Source organism: Cohnella phaseoli, assembly GCF_003386235.1.
Lineage (GTDB): Bacteria > Bacillota > Bacilli > Paenibacillales > Paenibacillaceae > Cohnella > Cohnella phaseoli.
Window position 1 is genome coordinate 160577 of the sequence record NZ_QRDZ01000003.1, and the last position, 20604, is coordinate 181180.

Below are 20604 nucleotides of genomic sequence, written 5' to 3' on the forward strand. Positions count from 1 at the left end.
ATGTCGATATCTTTATTCCAAATCCCTCTGACGAAACTTCAAGGCGTGGGCCCCCGGAAAGCCGGTGAGCTCCACGCCTTGGGCATTTCCAGCGTCGGAGATCTGATTGAATATTATCCGTTCCGGTACGAGGATTATCGGATTCGCGATCTGCGCGAGGTCAAGGACGGCGAACGAATTACGATTCAGGGAAAAATCGCTTCTATGCCTTCCCTACAAAGGTTTGGAGGCAAGTCGCGTCTCATCTGCCGCGTTATGGTTGACGCCACGCTTGTGACTGCCGTCTGGTTCAATCGGGGCTTCCTGAAGGAACAGCTTGCGCTCGAACGGGAGATTACACTGACCGGTAAGTGGGACCAGCGTCGTCGTCAATTAACGGTGGCGGATTCCGAGTTTCCGGATCGCGGCGGCGCCAAGACGGGTACTCTGCAGCCGGTCTATTCCGTCGGCGGCGATATGACGCAAGCCGCGATGCGGGGACTGATCGAGAAGGCTCTGATCCAGTTTGGGGATTACATTCCGGAGATTTTGCCCACTGAGCTGACGGACAAGCACGGGCTGATGGCTCGCAAGGACGCAATCGCAGGCATTCACAGACCGGAGAATACGAGGGACGGACAGGAAGCCAGGCGCCGGATGGTATACGAGGAGCTGTTCCTGTTCCAATTAAAGCTGCAAGCCTATCGCGCCATGCATGCGAGAAAATCGGACGGACTCGTTCACACTGTCGACAACGACGAAATTCGCACATTTGTTGGGGCACTGCCCTTCGAGCTGACCGGCTCGCAGAAGCAGGTCATCAACGAGATATTGCACGATATGAAACAGCCTTACGTGATGAATCGGCTGCTGCAAGGAGATGTAGGCTCGGGCAAAACGGTCGTGGCGGCGGTGGCGCTGTACGCAACCGTGCGTGCCGGGCATCAGGGGGCGCTGATGGTGCCGACGGAAATCTTGGCCGAGCAGCATGCCCGCTCGCTAGGCAAAATGTTCGAATCTTACGGCATACAGGTCGGCTTGCTCACCGGCAGTGTTACCGAGCGCAAACGGCGGGATTTGATTGCTTCGCTGCAAATGGGGCTGCTTGATATCGTCGTCGGCACCCATGCGCTAATTCAAGAGGATGTGTTCTTCCGCAGCCTCGGTCTCGTCGTCACCGACGAGCAGCATCGGTTCGGCGTTAACCAGCGCAGCATTTTGCGGCGCAAAGGGATGAACCCCGACGTGCTGACGATGACCGCGACGCCGATTCCGCGGACGCTGGCGATTACGGTGTTCGGCGATATGGACGTTTCGACCCTGCGAGAGCGTCCAAAGGGCCGCAAGCCGATCAAGACGTATTCGGTGAAGCATGAGCTGATGGACAGGGTGCTTGGCTTTATTCGTAAAGAGACATCCGCAGGCAGGCAGACGTTCTTTATATGCCCGCTAATCGAAGAGTCGGAGAAGCTGGACGTTCAAAATGCGATCGATCTGCATATTCAGCTCTCCCAGGCTTTGCCCGAGCTGACGATCGGATTGCTGCACGGACGGATGACCGCGACGGAGAAGGAAGAGACGATGGCGGAGTTCGCTGCGGGGAAGACGCATGTACTCGTCTCCACAACGGTAATCGAGGTCGGAGTGGACGTGCCCAACGCCACGCTAATGATCGTAATGGACGCCGACCGGTTCGGGCTATCCCAGCTTCACCAGCTTAGAGGCAGGGTAGGCCGGGGAGAGCATCAGTCCTACTGCATTCTGATTGCCGATCCAAAGTCGGAAAACGGCCAGGAGAGAATGAGGGCGATGACGGAGACGGACGACGGCTTCGAAATTTCCCGTCGGGATTTGGAAATTCGCGGTCCGGGAGAATTTTTCGGAACGAAGCAAAGCGGGATGCCCGAATTCCGTCTGGCTAACCTGCTTAACGATTTCGAGGTGCTGGAGCAGGCCAGGGACGACGCGGCCGCTCTCACGTCCTCCGAGGCGTTCTGGTCCTCGCCCGGATACGGATCGCTTAGAGACTATTTGGCGCGCGAATCGCAGCATCGGGACGAGCCCCTGGACTAGGGGGAGTCATCGTGTGTTCGCCTGCGGCATAAGATGTACCGAGCAGCCGCAGGAAGGAGCGTGACCCTCGTTGACCCCGGGTTATCAGAAGTTTGGCATTAAAACGGAATTCGTCGAGCGAGTGAAGCTGAAGATGAAAAATCCCGCCATTAAGGAAAAGATCAAAGGGCATTTGGAAGGCGCGACGAAATACGATCTTCAGGACCGTCCCAAAGTGCGCAGATGGGTAAAGACGTTCGCTAAAATTTTGAATGAGCCGCTTACCGAGACGCAGGAGGATCAACTCGTCAACTTCATCATCTCCCAGAAAATCGATCCCAACAACATGCTTCATTTGCTTAAACTGTATACGATGTTCAGATAACGCAAAGACGAAGGGGCCGTCTCTCCAGCCGCCAAGTTGTCTCTATCTACAGGGACAACGCGGCCGGAGGGGCTGCCTCTTGTCGTATCAAAATATACAACTGCCCCGTGAGGTCTGTCCAAGCATCCTTTCGGTTTGGACATACACTATACCAACTTCACAATGAAGGAGGTTGACACAATGGGTAGATTTTTAGATCTGCGCAGTTCGATGAACTCTGGGGTATCCGGCGCGCCGGGCGTAGCGATTACAGCCACTCCCGCCTTGTTCGGCGTCATCGGCTTGCAGACGGACAACGTCACGAACAAAGTCATCACGCTTACGGGGATGGTAGGCGTCAGCTCTCTGCTTCTCGGCTCTACCTTCGCTATTCAAATCTGTCGCGGCACGACGGTGTACAATCCGGCCAACGTCATTTACACGCTGGTTCAAAATGTGCGGCTTTCCGCATTCTCCGATACGTACGCCTTCACCGCCCAGGATTTGCTCGCTCCGGCTGCCGCCGAGACGATCTATTCCTCGTTTATTTTCGGCGGAAGCTTGCTCGGCTTGCTGTTCACCGGCGAACGAGTCGGGCCGGAAGTATTCTGGGGCATTGCCTCCCAAGGCGCTCCGGGCTAATCGAGTTATCCGTTTAGAGGGAACTATCCTCCGGCCATCCAGGATGGCCGGAGGATAGTCCCTTTATTTTTTTGATGCGGTTGTACCTCCACCACCTGTCCAAGCGGAGAAGGCGAACGCGACATAAAATGGGACAGAGGTCGGATGAGGAGGGATAAGGTGGTTACTATCAGTTTGTGCATGATCGTGCGCAACGAAGAGGAAGTGTTGGCACGTTGTCTGGATTCCGTACACGATCTCGTCGACGAGATCGTTATCGTGGATACCGGCTCGACGGATCAAACGAAGGAGATCGCCGGTCGGTATACGGATCGTATTTTCGATTATGAATGGACCGACCATTTTGCCGACGCACGGAACTATTCTTTCTCCTTCGCAACTAAAGACTACGTGATGTGGTTGGATGCGGACGATTATTTTCGCGATAAGGACCGGGAGAAGCTCAAGAAACTGAAGGAGGAGCTTGATCAAGAGGTCGACTCCGTCGTTATGGAGTACCACTTGGCGTTCGACGATTGCGGCAATCCGTTGGCGATGTCGCGCCGCAACCGAATCGTAAAGCGAAGCAGGCAGTTTCGCTGGCATAATCCGATTCATGAATATTTGTTTGTCGAAGGCAACTGTTATTTGACCGACATTGCCGTCTCGCATGGCAGGGTGCACGAGAATACGGGGAGAAACTTGCGCATTCTCGAGCAGATTGCAGAACGGGAAGGAGAAGTGACGGGCCGGGACGTTTTTTATTACGCCAACGAGCTTTCCGATGCGGGCCGTTTTGCCGAAGCAGCGGAGCAGTATCAGCGATTTCTTGCCGAGCCTGTCGACTACTTTGAGGACAATCTGACCGCATGCGCGCGTCTGTCCGCCTGTTATCATCAATTGGGCTTGTTCGATCTGAAGCTGACGGCGCTGCTGCAGTCGATGGTTTACGAGCTTCCGCGCGCGGACTTCTGCTGCTCGATTGGCCAATGTTTCCTGGAAAGAGATGATTTTGCCAAGGCGATCTATTGGTTTAAGCTGGCGCTCACCCAAGACCGTCCGCCGGATCATCATTTCGGCGTGCTTCATCTTATCAGTTGGACATGGCTTCCCCATCTTCAGCTGTGCATTTGTTACGGAATGACCGGAGAGCTGGAGCTGGCCTACGAACACAACGAGAAGGCGCTGTCCTACCTGCCCAACGATGCGAACCTGCTGCAAAACAAAGCCAAAATCGAGCAGGCGCTCGGCATCGGAGGAGCTGAGACGCCATGACGACCAGCATTATTATGGTGACCTTCAACCAGTTGGCGATGACGAAGCGCGCGATTGCGAGCATTCGCAAGCATACGCCCGCTTCGGCTTACGAGCTGATCGTCGTCGATAATGCGTCCGCTGACGGAACGCCTGACTGGCTGGCGGAGCAGCCGGACGTGAAGCTGCTGCGCCAAGCGAAAAATGTCGGATTTCCGGCGGGGTGCAATATTGGAGCAGCAAGCGCGAAGGGCGACTACTTGCTGCTGCTGAACAACGATACGGTCGTTACTCCCCGCTGGCTGGAGCAGCTTACGCTGGCGATCGAGAGCGATGAGCGGGTAGGGGCGGTTGGCCCGATGACGAACTACGCCGGTTACGGACAGATGATCGAGACGTCCTACCGAACGTTGGATGAGATGCAGCGCTTTGCTGAGACGTATAACGTTTCCTCCGCCGAGCGTTGGGAAGAGAGGATGAAGCTGATCGGCTTCTGCCTCATGATTAAGCGTTCGGCATGGGAAGCGGCCGGACCGTTGGACGAGAGCTACGGAATCGGCAACTACGAAGACGACGACTGGTGCATGAGCGCAAGATTGGCCGGTTTTCGGCTGCTGCTCTGCCGTGACACGTTTATTCATCATGAAGGAAGCGTGTCCTTCAAGCATGTCAAAGAAACATACCGCAAAGCCATGCTCGACAATGAGCAAACGTTTATGCGCAAATGGGGCTTCCATCCGCATATTTCCGTAAATGCGCGAGACGACCTGCTGCGGCCGCTGCGCGCGCTGAAGCCCGGAATGAGCGTCCTAGAAATCGGCTGCGGCTGCGGAGCGACGCTGCTCGAGCTGCGCAATCGCTATGGCAACGTGCGGCTGTTCGGCTTCGAAAGCGAAGCCTCCGCAGCGAAGGTCGCCGGGCTCGTTGCCGAAAAGGTGTGGATAAGGAGCGAGGAGATCGAAGCACCTTCAGGCACGAAGGGCTTCGATGCGGTCGTGCTGAACGACATTTTGTCGGAGCCAGCGAAGCTTGACGTCCTGCGGCACATCCACGGCTTGCTGCGGCCCGGCGGCATCGTCGCGACGAGCGCGCCGAATCGGCTGTTTGTCGATTACGCCAAAGCTTATTTAAGGCCGTTTAATCCCCTTCCTCACGATGCGATGCTGTCCAAGGCGGAGTTCGAACGAAGGCTGCGTCAAGCCGGGTTCGAGGACATTGCGCTTGAATCGATTGCCGCGGAGGATGCGGCCAAGCGGGACATTGACGCGTTATGCCTGCTGGCGGGCGATGCGGGACGGGACGACTATGCGACCGTCTACTACGTAGCCAGCGCAGTTAAAGGCAGCGGAATTGCGCGGACAACGTCAACGGGAAGCGGCCCGTCCGGCGAGCGGGACGGAAAGGTCGGACAGCCGGACGTTGTCGGCGTTAAGCCGTCCGGCGTGTTTGCGCCTGCCGCGCAAACTCCTGCCGCGCAAACGCCTGCGACAGAGACTGCGACTCATTCGAAGGAAGCGACGGTGAACGATTTGAGCTATTTGCCTAAGGCGCAAGAAGACGTCCCGTTTACGGGGGAGAGATTAGTTTTGAGTTCAGCGGTTGCAGGATCTCATCCTGACGTGCTGGCGGAGCATGTGTACCGCTACCGGCTGGCCCGCGCTTATTGCGGCGGCAAGCAGGTGCTGGATGCCGCGTGCGGAGCCGGCTACGGCGCGAGGATACTGAAGGATGGCGGAGCGGTCGGCGTCACCGGCGTCGACATCGATCCGGCGACGGTGATGCTGGCCGGCAGAGATTACGGAGGGGACGGCGTAAGCTTCCAGCAGGGCAATGTGCTGCAGTTGGCCTTCACCGACGCTTCTTTCGACGTTGTCGTCTCGTTCGAGACGATCGAGCATATTCCGGACGGCGCCGCATGGCTTAGAGAAGCCGCGAGAGTGCTGCGACCGGGCGGACGGCTGATCATTTCGACGCCGAACCGCGAGGTGACGAATCCGGACCGGCTGTTCGGTCAGCAGGTGCGCAATCCGTATCACTGCTTCGAATACAGCATAGCCGAGTTTATCGGCGAGCTATCGGTGCTCTACGACATCGAAGGCATGTTCGGACAAACGTTCGTCGGCCCTCACGGCCACGTCGCTCCAGAATGGTCGGACATTGCCGAAGCGGTGGGAGGAGACACGGCGATGGCGGGCTTTAATCCGGACATTATCCGGTATTACGCTCCGGCGTCCTTAAGCCGAGTGAAAAATGCAAGACCGGCATACATGATCGCGGTTTGCCGCAAAAGATGAGCGAAGGGAGGAATGGCCGGATGCCAGAACGCAAACGCCCGATGGCGGCGATCGATCGCCATCATTCCCCGCAGGATCGGACGGCGCACCGCTTGGCGGAGCGCGCTTTCCGATCGTCGCAGACGACGCTGATCAACAAGCTCGAAGCGTTTCCTCGTTTTGCGACGAAGCGGAGCGTGGCCCGCTTCCTGGCACGATACGAAATTTACCGCGAGCTGCTCCACATAAACGGCAGCATTGTGGAGTGCGGCGTGTTCAACGGAGCGGGATTTTTCTCCTGGGCGCAATTCGCCAATATTTTCGAGCCTTCCAACCACACGCGTAAAATTATCGGCTTCGACACGTTTGAAGGCTTCCCGTCGCTGGCAGAGCAGGATGAGGACGAAGAACGCACCTTTGTTGCGGGAGACATGAGGGGAGATACGGCGGAGCAGATTCGCCGGTCGATCGCCAAGTACGATGCGGAGAGGCATCTGGCGCACATTCCGAACGCGGAAATCGTGCAGGGAGACTTTATGGAGACGGCGGAGGCGTATTTGCAGTCGCATCCTCATCTGTTGGTGGCGCTGCTGTATTTGGACTTTGACCTGTACGAACCGACGCGCAAGGCGTTGGAGCTGTTTGTTCCCCGGATGCCGAAGGGCGCGATTGTCTGCTTCGACGAATTGAATTGCGCAGCTTTCCCGGGAGAGACTGCGGCTTTGCTGGAGATGCTGCCGATTCGCGCAACAGAGCTGCGCAGATTTCCGTTCGATCCGTGGATTTCGTACTGTCGGCTGTAAGGAGGGATCATCTTGGATAACGGACATCGGCCTGCGAATTTGTATTCGCTTGGCGAAGGGGCAAGGCTGGACGCTTCGGGGATGATCTACGGGGCCGAGGAAATTGCGATCGGACGAGAGGCGATGATCAGCTCGGGGTACCGGCTGATCGTCACCTCGACGGTCAGCGGCATTCGGCCCAAGCTGATTATCGGGGACGGCGTGCAGGCGGATATCGGGCTTAACGTTACAGCGGAGCATCACGTCGAGCTGGAGAGCTCGGTCTGGTGCGGGCCCTATGTCGTACTGTCGGATGCGGATGCGGAATTCCGAAAGACGGGTTTGCCCGTCTATAAGCAGGGGATTCGCGAATCGGGAGGCTCTTCTAAAAAGCTGATCGTCGGCGAAGGAACCTACTTGGGGCCGTATGCCGTCGTGGAAGGGGCTGTAACGATCGGCAAAGGCTGCGTCGTCGGAGCGGGCAGCGTCGTGCGGGCGGACGTACCGGATTACTCGGTCGTGTCGGGCGTGCCGGCCCGGATCGAGCGGATATTCGATACGGTCGCCGAGGACTGGATTGCGGTCGAATCGGAACGGGAGGTCGCGGACGTTCTGCGCAGAAGGCGGGAGCATCCGCTGCTGTCCATCTGCATCCCGACCTATAACCGCGCCAAGGAGCTGGAGCAATGCCTTGAGGCTGTGCTTCCGCAGACGAGCATGAACGGCTTGATTGAGGTATGCGTCTCCGACAACGCTTCGGACGACGGAACCGCTGCGCTGCTAGCCCGGTACGTAATGAAGCATCCGCAGCTGAGGACGATCCGGCAGCCGGAAAATATCGGCGGAGAGCGCAACTATCTCGAAATATTGAAGTTTGCCAAAGGCAAATACGCCAAGCTGCACGGGGATGACGACTATTTCGTGCCGGGAGCGGTACAGCCGATTTTATATGCGCTGCTGCACAAGCGAACTCGCTTTCTGTTCATCGACGTGCTGCGCAACGACGGGACGGTGGAGACGATGGAGGGGATGGACACGCTCGTGCGCGAGCTGTCGCTCGCTTCCGGTTTTATTACTTCCATCGTTGTTGAACGCACAGCCGTGCTAAGTCTGTCTGAGCCGGATCGCTTTATCGGCACGAGCCTGAACCACATCTATTGGCTGCTGGAGCTGTTGCGGACGGATCCCCGGTTCTCGCTGCTGAAGCTGTCGATGTTCAGCTACGAGTTTAACGCTCCGCGCGGCTACAATTACGGAGATGCGGCCATTCGCGGTTACCTGGAAATATTGCGTCATTTTGTGGGCCGGGGATTGTCGGAGGAAGTGTACGCTGCAGAAAAGAAAATCGTGCTCGACCGCTTTGTTCTGCCTCGCCTGGAAATGATGATTGAAGCCGGTATGGATTTCGACTACGGCGGCTTTGAGGCGGTGTTTACGGAGCATTACGAGCAGGAGAGCTACTATGATTCCTATCTGGCGGAGGTGCGAAGAATCGTCGGCTTGCGGGATCGGGGATAGACAACGGCGCTTCTTTTGTTATAATAGGGATTGTGCGTTGCGGGTTTTTGACAATCGAATACGCCCCAGGGGAGCTGGACGACGGCCGGCTGAGAGTGCATCCCTTCGAAGATGCAGACCCTTATGACCTGATCTGGTTAGTACCAGCGTAGGAAGGCGGGAGCACGACGAGAGTTCGTTGTGTCAAATTGTCCATGTTTGCTTATTGGGCGCCCTCCGGATCGGGGGGCGCTTTTTTGATACGTTCGGGACCCTCTTCCGCGCAAGAGATAAGGAGAGTGGGAGAGAGAGATGAAGAAACAAGGAATGGCTTGGAAAGGGTTAGGACTCACGCTGCTGGCGGGAACGGTGCTGCTGTCCGGCTGCGGAGGCAAGAACGAAGCGGAGCCGTCCGGCAGTGCGTCCGCATCGTCTTCTCCGGCAAAGGAGCTGAAGAAGGCGACGGTTGTGCTCGACTGGACGCCGAATACGAACCATACCGGGTTGTACGTCGCTCGCGATATGGGGCTGTGGGAGAAATACGGCCTGCAGGTTGAGCTGGTTTTGCCGCCTGAGGCGGGAGCAAGCGCGCTTGTCGCTGGCGGCCAGGCCGAGTTCGGCGTCGGAGCGCAGGAAAGCATGATCTTGGCCAGAGAGCAGGGCTTGCCGCTCGTTTCGATCGCGCCGATCATTCAGCACAATACGTCCGGCTTCGCTTCGCCCGTGGACAAAAACATCAAGGAGCCGAAGGATTTCGAAGGTAAAACGTACGGCGGCTGGGGCTCGCCGGCAGAAAGTGCGGTCATCGAATCGATCATGAAGGTGCAGCAGGCGGACGTGAACAAGGTGAACTTCGTGAATGCGGGCTCGGCGGACTTTTTTACGGCTACGAAAAAAGGCATCGATTTCGAATGGATTTTCTACGGCTGGACGGGTATTGAAGCGGAGCTTAGAGGCGAGCCGGTCAACATGGTCTATCTGACCGATTACAGCAAGCAGCTCGACTACTACACGCCGCTGCTGCTGACAAGCGAGAAGGTAATTAAGGAAGATCCGGAGCTTGTAAGCGCGTTTCTCGCCGGAGCCTCCGAAGGCTATCAATATGCGATCGACAATCCGGACGCTGCGGCGGACGTGCTGATCAAGGCCGTTCCCGAAATCAACGCGGATCTGGTGAAGGCGAGCCAGAAATGGCTCAGCCCGAAATACAAGGAAGACGCTCCGCGCTGGGGCGAGCAGAAGCGGGACATCTGGGCCGGCTACGGCGAATGGATGCTGGAGAACGGTCTGATGGAGAAGGAACTGAACTACGACGAGATGTTTACGACGGAATTTCTACCGAAATAGTCGGCGGACAGGGAAGCGAGAATACAGGATTGAGAAATACAAACGGAAATACGGATAGATAGGTCGAATTAATGCGGGCTCGTGGAAATAACTTAATGAAATGGAGAAAAAGGAGAGAGCGAACGATGGCACAGGCATTGCTCAGCATTCAAATCATTCCGAAAATCAACCCGGGCGAGGAAGTAATTCCTTATGTAGACGAAGCGATCTCCATCATCAAGGCGTCCGGCGTTCCTTACCGCGTAGGGCCGCTGGAAACGACAATGGAAGGGGAGCTCGACCAATTGCTCGATATCGTCAAACAGATGAGCGCAGCTATGATCGAGCGAGGCAGTCCCTCTGTTATGTCGCAAATCAAGCTTGTCGTGGATGCCAAAGCGAACGCTTCGATGTCGCGCTTGCTGCAGAAATATCCGGATGGGCAATAAGCGATTTAGAGCGATTGCGCTGCCCGTCGGAACGATTGTCGTGTTTCTGGCCGTTTGGCAGGCGGTGTGCATGGCGCTGGACATCAAGGTATACACGCTCCCGGCCCCGTCCGACATCGCGCTTAATATGTACGAAGACGCGGCGACTCTTTGGGTGCACGTCCAGGCGACATTCGGTCTTTCTCTCGTCGGATTGGTGCTTGGCACGGCGGTAGGCATTGCCGTGGCCGTGCTGCTGCACATCGTCCCGCCGTTTAAGACGGCGCTGTCGCCTCTGCTCGTGCTATCCCAGAACGTTCCGTTGATCGCGCTCGGTCCTTTACTGATTATTTGGCTGGGCTTCGGAACGACGCCTAAGCTGATTTTGCTCATTCTCGTCTGTTTTTTTCCGGTGGCTCTGTCGATTTTGGTTGGGCTCGGGCAGGCCGAACCGCACTTGCGAGAGTATTTGGGCATGATCGGGGCGTCGCGTTGGGAGCGGTTAAAGCGGCTGGAGTTCCCGGCGTCATTGACTTATCTTTTTTCAGGCTTGCGCATTGCGGCAACGTACGTCGTATCCTCGGCAATCGTAGCCGAATGGCTGGGAGCCGGAGCGAATACGGGCATCGGCTTCTATCTGAAGCTGAAGTTTAGCGGCTTTCAGCAAGCGGCCGTGTTCAGCTCGATCGTCTGCATTGTCGTTATGAGCCTGCTATTTTTCTACTTGGTCGTGTTGGCGGAACGCCTCGTTATTCGCTGGAAGCCGCGTCCGGAGCCGGAGTGGAAGGAGGCGTCGCCATGAGCGCCCACGGCAGCATGCTGGAGTTAAAGGGGATCAGCAAGTCCTACATGAGGGGCAAGGAGCGGCATCTCGTTCTGAACGACATCTCTCTGACGGTGGGCGCGGGCGAGTTCGTATCGTTAATCGGGCCTTCGGGGAGCGGAAAGTCGACGCTGTTTCGAATGATCGGCGGCGTGGAGAAGCCCGATCAGGGGCGCGTTCTGTTCGACGGCGAGGATCGTACCGGACAGAAGGGGCTGATCAGCTACATGCCGCAGCAGGCGGCGTTGTTTCCTTGGCTGAAGGTGGAGGATAACATCCGTTTCGCACTTGTTTCCACCGGAACGCTGAAGCGGGAGGCGAAGGCGCAGGCGGCTCAGTGGCTGGAACGGATTCAGCTTGGGCATGTGGCGAAGGAGTATCCGCATGTGCTGTCCGGTGGGATGCAGCAACGGGTCAGCTTCCTGCGCGCGCTGCTGATGCAGCGCGACGTCATGTGTCTGGACGAGCCGTTCGCTGCGCTGGACGCTTTGACGAGAGCTGATATGCAGCGCTGGTTGCTGGAGTTATGGGAGGCGGATCGGCGCTCCGTGCTGTTCGTCACGCACAGTATCGAGGAGGCGTTGGTGCTGTCGGACCGCATTTATGTTTTGTCGCCGGCTCCGGCGACCGTCTTGCGCGAGCTTGTCGTGCCTTTCGACCGGCCGCGCCGCGCGGACGTATGGACCTCGCCCGAGTTTGTCGAGCTGAAGCGGGAAGTGCTTCGGCTGCTGGAGGAAGGCCACTCGGGAACGGTCTGAGTCTGCATGACGATGCATAATTACAAACAACCCGTATGCCGTCAAGGTATGCGGGTTGTTTGTAATTGGACGAGGCGAAGCAAATCTTCTAACTCATCGACAAAAGGAGGCGGCATTTGTATAATAGGGATTAAAATGAGAATGATTATCAATTGCGGGGCGTTATGGAGCAGACAACAAGGAGAGAAGGTAGCATGAAGCTGGACGAACACACGACGATATGGAATCATACGGCTGTCAAAATTTCCGATATTCGTCATATCGCAATGAGCCCTGGGGAAACGATGGAGGGCTATCGACTGCCGGCAAGCTGCTTCATGTACAGTACGCGCGGCCGCGCGAGCGTAGCGCTTGACGGCGTGACGCACCAGGCGGAATCGTTCTATTTATTGCATGGTGCAAAGGGGATGCAACTTGAAGTCGCGGCTAAGGAGTCGTTCGACTTTTATTTGCTGTTTTATAGAACGACGCTCGTATTCTCGCGCTGGAAGGAAATTGGGCGATTGCTGACACGCAGCGATCCTTTCAGCATTCAATACGGCTTCCGGCCTAGCGAACCTCTTGGCTTATATAGTTGCCTGCGTTCGATGGAGCGGACATGGACGGAGGGAGGCAAGCTTGGCAGACTGCAGGCGACGGGGCTATTCTATCAATTCGTTCATGAGCTTCTGTGGCAGCTAAAGACGGACGAAGAGAAACTCGTCAAAACGGATTTCGTCACCAGCGCGACTCGTTATCTGCATAGTCATTATCAAGACAGCATTACGCTTCAATCTCTTGCGGAGCAGTTGAATTACAGCGTTCGACATTTTGCGGTCAGCTTCAAACAGCAGACCGGCGTCAGCCCAATCGAATATTTAATACGTATTCGAATCAGTCATGCCTGCAGGCTGATGGCGGAGACGGGCGCATCGCTGCGGGATATTGCGTCGCAGGTCGGATACCCGGACGTGTATTATTTTAATCGCATATTCAAAAAACAGACCGGATTGTCGCCCTCGCGTTATCAGGCGCAAGCGCGTCAGCTGCAACAAGCAAAGGATAGTCCATTTATTTTATCCGGATTGCACATTGGCACGAAGAAAGCTCAGCGTTATATTAGACATGGTAATGATAATCATTATCAATATAATGCTGGAGGCTCATCCTACATGAAAAGAAATTCCAAGTCGGCCATACTGTTCAGTATGCTGATCAGCCTGACGATGGTGCTTAGCGCCTGTACGACCGGAGGAGGGTCCGGGATCAATAACGCTGCGGGCTCGGCCGTAATCGCTCCGTCCGCTTCTTCCGCCGCAGCCGTAGAGACAGAGACGACAAACAAGGCCGCGACGAGAGTGATCTCTACCGAAAAAGGCGACGTTGAAGTCCCTCTTAATCCACAACGAGTCGTCGTGATGTATCTGATTGGCGATATTGCGGCTCTGGGGGTGAAGCCCGTCGGCATTTCGGAAATTTACGCCGGCGCCGCTTTTACCGACCGGCTAACCGATGCGGACTCGCTCGGCCCCGAATATGATGTCAATCCCGAATCGGTTATGGCGCTGAAGCCGGATCTGATTATCGTTGCAACCGAATTCACCTACGACAAGCTGAAGTCGATCGCTCCGACCGTATATGTCCCCTACGAAAAACTGACTACCGAGCAGCGAATCGAGATGTTGGGCAAAGTATTCGGCAAGGAACAAGAAGCGAAGGCGCTGCTCGAGGATTTCCGGAAGAATGTGGAGACAAGCAAGCAGAAGCTGCAAGCCGCTGGCGTGCTGGACAAAACCGTTACGATTATGGAGGGTGGAGCCAAAGAGATGTTTGTCGTCCAATCGACACATTTCGGGAGGGGCTCCCAGTTAATCTACGATTATCTCGGCATGGAAGCTCCGGATGTGATTCAGAACAATATGAACGCTTCGGAGTCGGAGGCGGGTAAATCCGTATCGATGGAGGTGCTTCCCGAATACGCCGGAGATTACATCGTCCGTTCTTCATGGGAAGGCATGGACGATCTGTCGAAAAATAAGATTTGGAATAGTATAGAGGCGGTCAAAGCGGGACGCATTATTGAGGCGGAATTTGGCTTATTCTTCTATACCGATCCGCTGTCCCTAAACAAGCAGCTTGATCTGCTCACCGGGAAGCTGCTGGAAACAGCAGGAAAGTAAAGATGGACACAGTGACGAAGATCAAATCTGCCTCGGTCAACCGAGGCAATTTTATTTATTGGCTGTTACTTATAGTCGGGGTTGTACTGCTGCTCGTGTTCGCTGCGGCATCGATCTCGTTTGGCGCCGCCCGAATTCCTATTGCGATAGCGTGGGAGGCCGTCTTCAATTTTGATTCGGCCTTGACTGAGCATCAGATTGTTCAGTTCGCGCGTATTCCTCGTACGATAGCCGATATTATGGTGGGGACCAGCCTTGCCGTAGCGGGAGCGATTATGCAAGGGGCAACCCGTAATGCTTTGGCGGATTCGGGCTTGATGGGAGTCAATTCCGGCGCTGCGTTCGCTGTTGCGCTAGCCTTTGCCTTCTTGCCGGGAAGCAGCCATACGCAGTTGCTGCTCATCTGTTTTACAGGAGCAGGACTTGGCGCCGGCATGACCTATTTGGCGGCGGCGCTGAATCGCCGGGGGATGACGCCGGAGAGGCTTGTACTAGCGGGAATATCGATTACGATGCTGTTCTCCGCTCTCGGTACGTTCGTCTCGATGAAATACAGCATCGGCAAAGCGCTCGTCTATTGGACTTCGGGAAGCGTAGCTGGGGCGTCTTGGGAGGATATTGCCTTCGTCGCGCCCTGGTTTGCTGCGGGTGTCGTACTGGCGATTGGTCTGTCCCCTTCGATAGCTATTCTAAGTCTCGGAGACGAGACGGCGGTCAGTGTCGGTCAACGTACTGCGCTGGTCAAGCTGCTTTCCCTGCTTGCCGTACTGGTATTGGCCGGCCTATCCACCTCGTTAGTCGGACCTGTTAGTTTCGTAGGACTCATTGTCCCGCATACGATGCGATTTGTTGTCGGCATCGACTACAGACGGATTATTCCGGCGTCGGCCGTTTACGGAGGAGTATTCATGCTCTTGGCGGATGTCGCGGGAAGGCTCCTTGCCAGGCCGAACGAACTGGCGCTCGGCATCGTATTTGCCATTATCGGAGTGCCGTTCTTTCTGTTCATTTCCCGTAGAGAGAAGAGGGCATTCTAATGAGGAAGTCATCTATAGTCATTGTAGCCGGGCTGCTTGTCTTTTTGTTGGTTGGCGCAGTGCTTAGTATGAATCTGGGCAAAATGGCGCTTAGTCCGTTCGAAGTATTCACAACGTTGTTCGGCAAGGGGACGGCGAATGACGAGCTGGTGCTATTCGAATTCCGATTGCCTCGCATTGTTTTGGCCGTACTGGTCGGAGTAGGAATGGCGGCCTCGGGAGCGGTTCTGCAAGGACTTCTCCGCAACGATCTTGCCGATCCGGGCATTCTGGGCATTAGCGCGGGTTCCGGTCTTGTCGTACTTGTTTTTATATCAATACTGGGGGCTGACGGTCTATCCTCGGCGATAATGCTCCCGTTGCTCGCGTTTATCGGAGGCCTGTTCGCTGCGCTGCTTATTTATTTGTTCTCCTATCGCAAAGGGGCGTTTCCCTCGCCTACCCGGCTTATTTTGACAGGCGTAGCTATTAATGTAGGTTTGGGCGCGGTTTCTCTATTTTTGACGCTTAAGCTGGATGAGAATCAATATGCGTTCGCTCAAAAGTGGCAGGCAGGCTATTTATGGGGGGATAAATGGGTTTACATAGCGATTCTCGCGCCATGGGTGCTGTTGCTGTTCGGCTATGTTTGGTACAAATCGCGCACGCTGAACACAATCGGCATGGGCTATGAGGTCGCGACCGGAGTCGGGGTATCGGTTAATAAAGCTTTTGTAAGTCTGACGCTTACCGCTGTGGCGATTGCTTCGGGAAGTGTAGCGCTTGGAGGCTCGATTTTTTTCATCGGTCTGATCAGCCCGCATATCGCCCGTAAGCTGGTTGGTTCCGATCATAAAGTGCTGCTGCCTGCAGCCGGGATCATCGGGGGAATGATCCTCCTTGCTTCGGATACGATTGTTCGCACAGCCAGCTTTGCGATGGGGATACCGGCTGGCGTAATCGTGACTATCGTAAGCGTTCCTTATTTTTTATATTTGTTGATAAAAGCTTCTTAGCGACGCATATTGGGACGAAGATGCGCGCGAAGGGATGGAAGGCCGTCCATATGGTGGTATAATTGAGGAAAAACGAAGGAGTCCGGCAAATGAACGAATGGTACTTCGATCGGTATGGACAAGCGTCCTTCATCGTAGTGGAGAACGAACGATTTGTCAGCAAATACGGCCGCAATCTGGGGTGGATTCACCAGAGCAAGCAAGTATTCAGTCTGACAGGACAGCCTCTCGGCTGGCTGGAAAAAGGCGTGCTGCGAGACAGGAAAGGCGGAATTATTGCGTTTGCCCGGGCAGCCAGCAGCTGGCTGCCTTCGATTCCCGGTATGAGCGGAGAGCCGGCCGCTCCGTCGATTCCGGGCCCTCCGGCAAGACCGGGCTTCGCGGGAACGATCGTGGATCCCGGCAGCGGGAGCTGGGCGAGTGTGTCGATCCGTGATTTTTTCGGAGCGGATTTGTAATCGGATTCCGAACCGGCCTGCAACATATTTTTTTCCGCTGCTGCGTATATTTTCATTTGGAAAGGCCACACTGGTATTACCGGCGCTGAGAGGCGTCGGGGACAACCGCGGAGAAGACTTACGTTTCCCCATAAGCTCTTCGTCCGGTTTCTCCTCTCCCATGAGACCCTCGTCGCGAGACGGGGGTCGATTTTTTGTGAGGTAAACCCATCTCAACTTAGCGGTACGACCGACAGCAATGCTTTTAAACGGACACCGCGCGTTACCGACTGGTCGATCTTGCGGCGATACTGGCCGGAGGCGTGATTGGGTTTACGGTCGAGGCCATTATGCAGGGTATCTTTATCGGAGCTGTGGCCGTAACTGGGCAATGAAAAGGACATTCCGACAAACATCATTCTCGGATTATGGTTTCGGCAACAACGTAAGAAGATAGCGGGACATTAGAAATAAAGCAGCGAACAAGTCAGTGGGCAATGAAAGCAAAGTCGGGGAGATTGTGCAGCAGATGGTCGATGCACCAGACAATGGCATTCATACAAAAGTTTATGTGCATAGAGACGAAGAAGGTTATTGGTATATCACATTAGACCTCAAGTGATGAACCAAACGAAGATTTATCGCCATAAAGCGAAGAAGAGATAGGACATGATCAATAAAGAAGCATACAAACAATTCGAAGATACGGAGGTCTACGTTACCGACACCGAAATCATCATTACCGGAACACTTTTCAGTATACGACGATTTGCACAACTGCGATTATATGGGCTGCTATTCTAACGATTACGTCTTTATGCAGAATCCCTCTATTTATGGGAGAGCAACCAGATGCAATCGCCAAGTAGGACTAGGACGCTAATCTATACCTCAAGGGAGAAGGGGGAGGGGCAATGAAACGGCCCCCACTTCGTTAAGCGGATTCGGTCGGAACGATGAGAAAGACGAAGGGGGTACAACAAGCATGAACGCACTAAGCCTATTCGCGGAATCGGCGGTGGTGACCTGGCGCCAAATGGGTGGTCACACACGGCTATAGACCCAAAGTGACACGGTATGGGGGTATCTCAAGGCAGCTGCCGAAGTGGAATCCAGTCTAAATTGCAAACAGACCAGCAGCCTTGGCGAAGTAAAGTGGGCGCTCTCATCGGGGGCGCTCGTTATTGCGTCTTTGGAGCCGGAGCATTTGACCGGAGGCGGATATTACGTTCTTTTGGTGAACATCAGCGGTAAATGAATTGAGGTCTACGACCCAACCCACGAGATCACCAAGTACGGATCCGAGGGTCTGATCAAACAGGGGAATTAAAGCGACGGGAAAATCGAAGCGGATGAATAAACGAGAGGCGCGGCAGTATTGGATATTTACCAATCCGGTTACGAATGAGAAGGAGGGAACCAAAGTGCCAGATCAACCAAAACAGGATCGGCCGAAGGGAACGATCTTCCCCGATATGCTCGATAACCATTGGGTAGCTAAAGACGTTAAACTCTGCAAGGCTGCCGGCATTTTCAAGGGCGGCACAAAGGGGATTTAACGGAGATAAGCCTCTGATGCGGTATGAAGCAGCTGTCATTATGGCTGTTCTGCTTAGAAAATAAAAACAAAGATAATAAATAAGAGAAAAGAGGGGTCCGTGTTTAGGACTCCTCTTTGAACTATTAATATACGTTTCCTAACAACAAGAAGTAATTCGCATCTTGGGTTGTGGGTCCGCCTATTTGACTTACCAAGAAGTAGTAAGTGGTATTGGCTTCAATTGGGACTCTATAGCTCGAGAACCCCGTTACTCCGCCACCATCTAGTTGATATTTAGTAACAGATGTTCCACCGTTTTTCGTGATAATAAGGGAATAAGGAAAACCGCTAGGGGAAACTAGGTGAACGTCGAAAAATTTACCAGGACCAACAGAACCGACTTGAAATTTGTAGTAATCCCGATCATTATCGTTTGACAGTATTGTAGCGATGGACGTGTTGGGAGCTAATGCGTATGCCGTGTCAAAAGTATTGTTAGGTTCATAGTAGTCAGGAAGGGCAGCAGACGCGGGAAGAACTGATAACGACAACAACAGAGCGGCAACTAGAGCCATAAGTGAGAACTTTTTCTTCAAACGACTTCATCCCTTCAATTCATATGATAAGCTGGCCAGCTTTCATATAATAAGACACCAATAAATCCCAAAAGGTTACAATAAAAGTTTAAAAATATCAAATTTACTACTTTAGTCCTCGATTTCCTTCTAACCTTCCAGTATATTGTAGATTCCTGTCGATTATCAGACTGCAAATTCCTGAATTTTCCTTGTATGATGGTGGCAATACATAAGAGGAGGAATATTCTTGAAGAAGTTTAGCTTGGTTTTTCTATCAATGATTGTACTCGTATTAACATTCTTTGCTTCTATTTCGTCTGCTGCAACGGTAGGTCAGCAACTAACTCAGCCTGAGTCAGGATGGCTGAGATACGATGATGGAAATAGCGCCATCGTTTACACTGGTACTTGGGTTAATAATACTATTAACGGAGCATACAACGGTAAATCGCACCACACTAAGTATAATGTTGAAGAAGCTATCGGATCGAAAATGAACTTTGACTTCTACGGCACAAAGGTTAGACTTATTGGACAATACTGGACAACCGACTCCAATAGTATAGATGTGTATATTGATGGAGTATTTGATAAGAACATATCGCAGATATCAGGTTCAACGCAAACAAGGCAGATTTTGAACTTCGAAAAGATCGGCCTAACTGAAGGCAGACACACAGTGGAAATGGTTAACAGGACCAAACTCTATTTTGTTGTGGATGCGATAGATATTGATAGCACAGGTTACTTAATCAATCCCAGCGTCAGCGCTCCAATTCTCACGGCAGAAGCTGGAGACGAACAAATTAGCCTAAATTGGTCAATAGTCTCAGGTGCGACAAAATATAATGTCAAGAGATCAACAACTGCAAGTGGATCGTATATGACAATTGCAACCGGTGTTACAGGTACTACGTATTCGGACACCGCTGTTATGGCCGGAACTACGTATTATTACACCGTTACAGCAGTCAATGCTAACGGTGAAAGTGGGCCGTCTAACGAGGTTTCGGTAACATTAATTGCTCCAACAAATCCAATCCTTGATATTATTATCGATAAAGAAGAAATTAAAGTTGGGGAGCAGTTCACGTCTAACGTTGAACTGAAAAATGTAAGCAATATTTATGCTGAGGACTTCAAAATCAATTATGACAGCAGCTTGTTGAATTACGTTGGATTCGAGGAAATTCCAGGCTACAAAATCTATAACCAACCAACTGATGAGAACGGAAAACTGCGCTTCATCATCGCCAGCCAAGGGGAGCAATACGGAATTACTGGCGATAAAGTGTTTTTGAAGTTGAAGTTCTCGGGCAAAGCAAAAGGGACGGCGAAGGTAGACGCACTGGAATGTAGAATCGCAGATACCGAATCTGAGTACGATTTAAATGAAGATTCCTGCTTAGAAGACAGTATTGAAGTAGTGGGACCTAAAGATGTCAACAGATCCGGAGAATACACACTTGTGGACTTGGCAATCGACGGATTCTATTTTGGAAAAACGATAGCTCAGACGGATTTATCCAAGCATGACGCCGATCAAGTGGAAGATGGAATCGTTGATGATAACGATCTCGTATTTATTGTTAATGAAATCTTGAACAACCCGAATTATACTTTAAATGCGTAAATAAAAGATCAACCCGGGTGCTTAGGCTCTCCGGGCTTTTTTTGTTTGTCGTACGATTGCCACTAATA

Annotated in this window: 18 protein-coding genes and 1 riboswitch; of the genes, 17 read left to right on the forward strand and 1 reads right to left on the reverse strand. The window is 53.6% G+C overall.

Annotated elements, in window-relative coordinates:
• From recG to DFP98_RS39985, 16 genes are all read left to right on the forward strand, one after another.
• Entirely contained in the window at window positions 1-2052 is a 2052-nt protein-coding gene (recG, locus tag DFP98_RS04930; protein WP_116059448.1) for an ATP-dependent DNA helicase RecG, read from the forward strand.
• A gap of 70 nt (window positions 2053-2122) precedes the next feature.
• Window positions 2123-2416: a stage VI sporulation protein F gene (locus tag DFP98_RS04935; RefSeq protein ID WP_256442722.1), complete on the forward strand. Its 294-nt coding sequence runs from the start codon at window positions 2123-2125 to the stop codon at window positions 2414-2416.
• Window positions 2417-2596: 180 nt separating this feature from the next.
• The gene (locus tag DFP98_RS04940) at window positions 2597-3037 is read left to right on the forward strand and encodes a hypothetical protein (RefSeq protein ID WP_116059449.1); all 441 of its coding nucleotides are present in this window, start codon (window positions 2597-2599) and stop codon (window positions 3035-3037) included.
• A gap of 159 nt (window positions 3038-3196) precedes the next feature.
• Window positions 3197-4291 (forward strand): glycosyltransferase, encoded by a 1095-nt coding sequence (locus DFP98_RS04945; protein WP_116059450.1) that lies wholly within the window; start codon window positions 3197-3199, stop codon window positions 4289-4291.
• Window positions 4288-6564 carry a methyltransferase domain-containing protein gene (locus DFP98_RS04950; RefSeq protein WP_116059451.1) on the forward strand — a complete coding sequence of 759 codons (2277 nt, stop codon included), beginning with the start codon at window positions 4288-4290 and terminating at the stop codon, window positions 6562-6564. The genes DFP98_RS04945 and DFP98_RS04950 overlap by 4 nt, the downstream gene beginning before the upstream one ends.
• 20 nt (window positions 6565-6584) lie before the next feature.
• Window positions 6585-7346, forward strand: coding sequence for a class I SAM-dependent methyltransferase (locus DFP98_RS04955; RefSeq protein ID WP_116059452.1), 762 nt, complete (start codon window positions 6585-6587; stop codon window positions 7344-7346).
• 12 nt (window positions 7347-7358) lie between these two features.
• Window positions 7359-8843, forward strand: a complete 1485-nt coding sequence (locus DFP98_RS04960) for a glycosyltransferase (protein ID WP_116059453.1) — start codon at window positions 7359-7361, stop codon at window positions 8841-8843.
• Between the two features lie 57 nt (window positions 8844-8900).
• A riboswitch (TPP riboswitch) is annotated at window positions 8901-9015 on the forward strand.
• 119 nt (window positions 9016-9134) lie between these two features.
• The gene (locus DFP98_RS04965; protein ID WP_181917495.1) at window positions 9135-10169 is read left to right on the forward strand and encodes an ABC transporter substrate-binding protein; all 1035 of its coding nucleotides are present in this window, start codon (window positions 9135-9137) and stop codon (window positions 10167-10169) included.
• A gap of 125 nt (window positions 10170-10294) precedes the next feature.
• A complete protein-coding gene (locus DFP98_RS04970) occupies window positions 10295-10597 on the forward strand; it encodes a thiamine-binding protein (RefSeq protein WP_116059454.1) in 303 nt (100 codons plus the stop codon).
• Window positions 10587-11378, forward strand: coding sequence for an ABC transporter permease (locus tag DFP98_RS04975; protein WP_116059455.1), 792 nt, complete (start codon window positions 10587-10589; stop codon window positions 11376-11378). The genes DFP98_RS04970 and DFP98_RS04975 overlap by 11 nt, the downstream gene beginning before the upstream one ends.
• Window positions 11375-12157: an ABC transporter ATP-binding protein gene (locus tag DFP98_RS04980; protein ID WP_116059456.1), complete on the forward strand. Its 783-nt coding sequence runs from the start codon at window positions 11375-11377 to the stop codon at window positions 12155-12157. The genes DFP98_RS04975 and DFP98_RS04980 overlap by 4 nt, the downstream gene beginning before the upstream one ends.
• Before the next feature lie 194 nt (window positions 12158-12351).
• Entirely contained in the window at window positions 12352-14316 is a 1965-nt protein-coding gene (locus DFP98_RS04985) for an AraC family transcriptional regulator (RefSeq protein ID WP_116059457.1), read from the forward strand.
• Window positions 14317-14318: 2 nt separating this feature from the next.
• Window positions 14319-15353 (forward strand): FecCD family ABC transporter permease, encoded by a 1035-nt coding sequence (locus DFP98_RS04990; protein WP_116059458.1) that lies wholly within the window; start codon window positions 14319-14321, stop codon window positions 15351-15353.
• Window positions 15353-16348 carry a FecCD family ABC transporter permease gene (locus DFP98_RS04995; RefSeq protein ID WP_116059459.1) on the forward strand — a complete coding sequence of 332 codons (996 nt, stop codon included), beginning with the start codon at window positions 15353-15355 and terminating at the stop codon, window positions 16346-16348. Before DFP98_RS04990 ends, DFP98_RS04995 begins: the two co-directional genes overlap by 1 nt.
• Before the next feature lie 89 nt (window positions 16349-16437).
• Entirely contained in the window at window positions 16438-16806 is a 369-nt protein-coding gene (locus DFP98_RS38910) for a 4-fold beta flower protein (RefSeq protein ID WP_181917496.1), read from the forward strand.
• Window positions 16807-18209: 1403 nt separating this feature from the next.
• Window positions 18210-18344, forward strand: coding sequence for a hypothetical protein (locus DFP98_RS39985; RefSeq protein ID WP_281275126.1), 135 nt, complete (start codon window positions 18210-18212; stop codon window positions 18342-18344).
• A gap of 124 nt (window positions 18345-18468) precedes the next feature.
• On the opposite strand, the gene DFP98_RS05010 is transcribed toward DFP98_RS39985, so the two are convergent.
• Entirely contained in the window at window positions 18469-18921 is a 453-nt protein-coding gene (locus tag DFP98_RS05010; RefSeq protein WP_116059462.1) for a hypothetical protein, read from the reverse strand.
• Window positions 18922-19150: 229 nt separating this feature from the next.
• Between DFP98_RS05010 and DFP98_RS05015 the strand changes: the two genes are divergently transcribed.
• Window positions 19151-20536, forward strand: a complete 1386-nt coding sequence (locus DFP98_RS05015; RefSeq protein WP_116059463.1) for a cohesin domain-containing protein — start codon at window positions 19151-19153, stop codon at window positions 20534-20536.
• The last annotated feature ends 68 nt before the right edge of the window (window positions 20537-20604 follow it).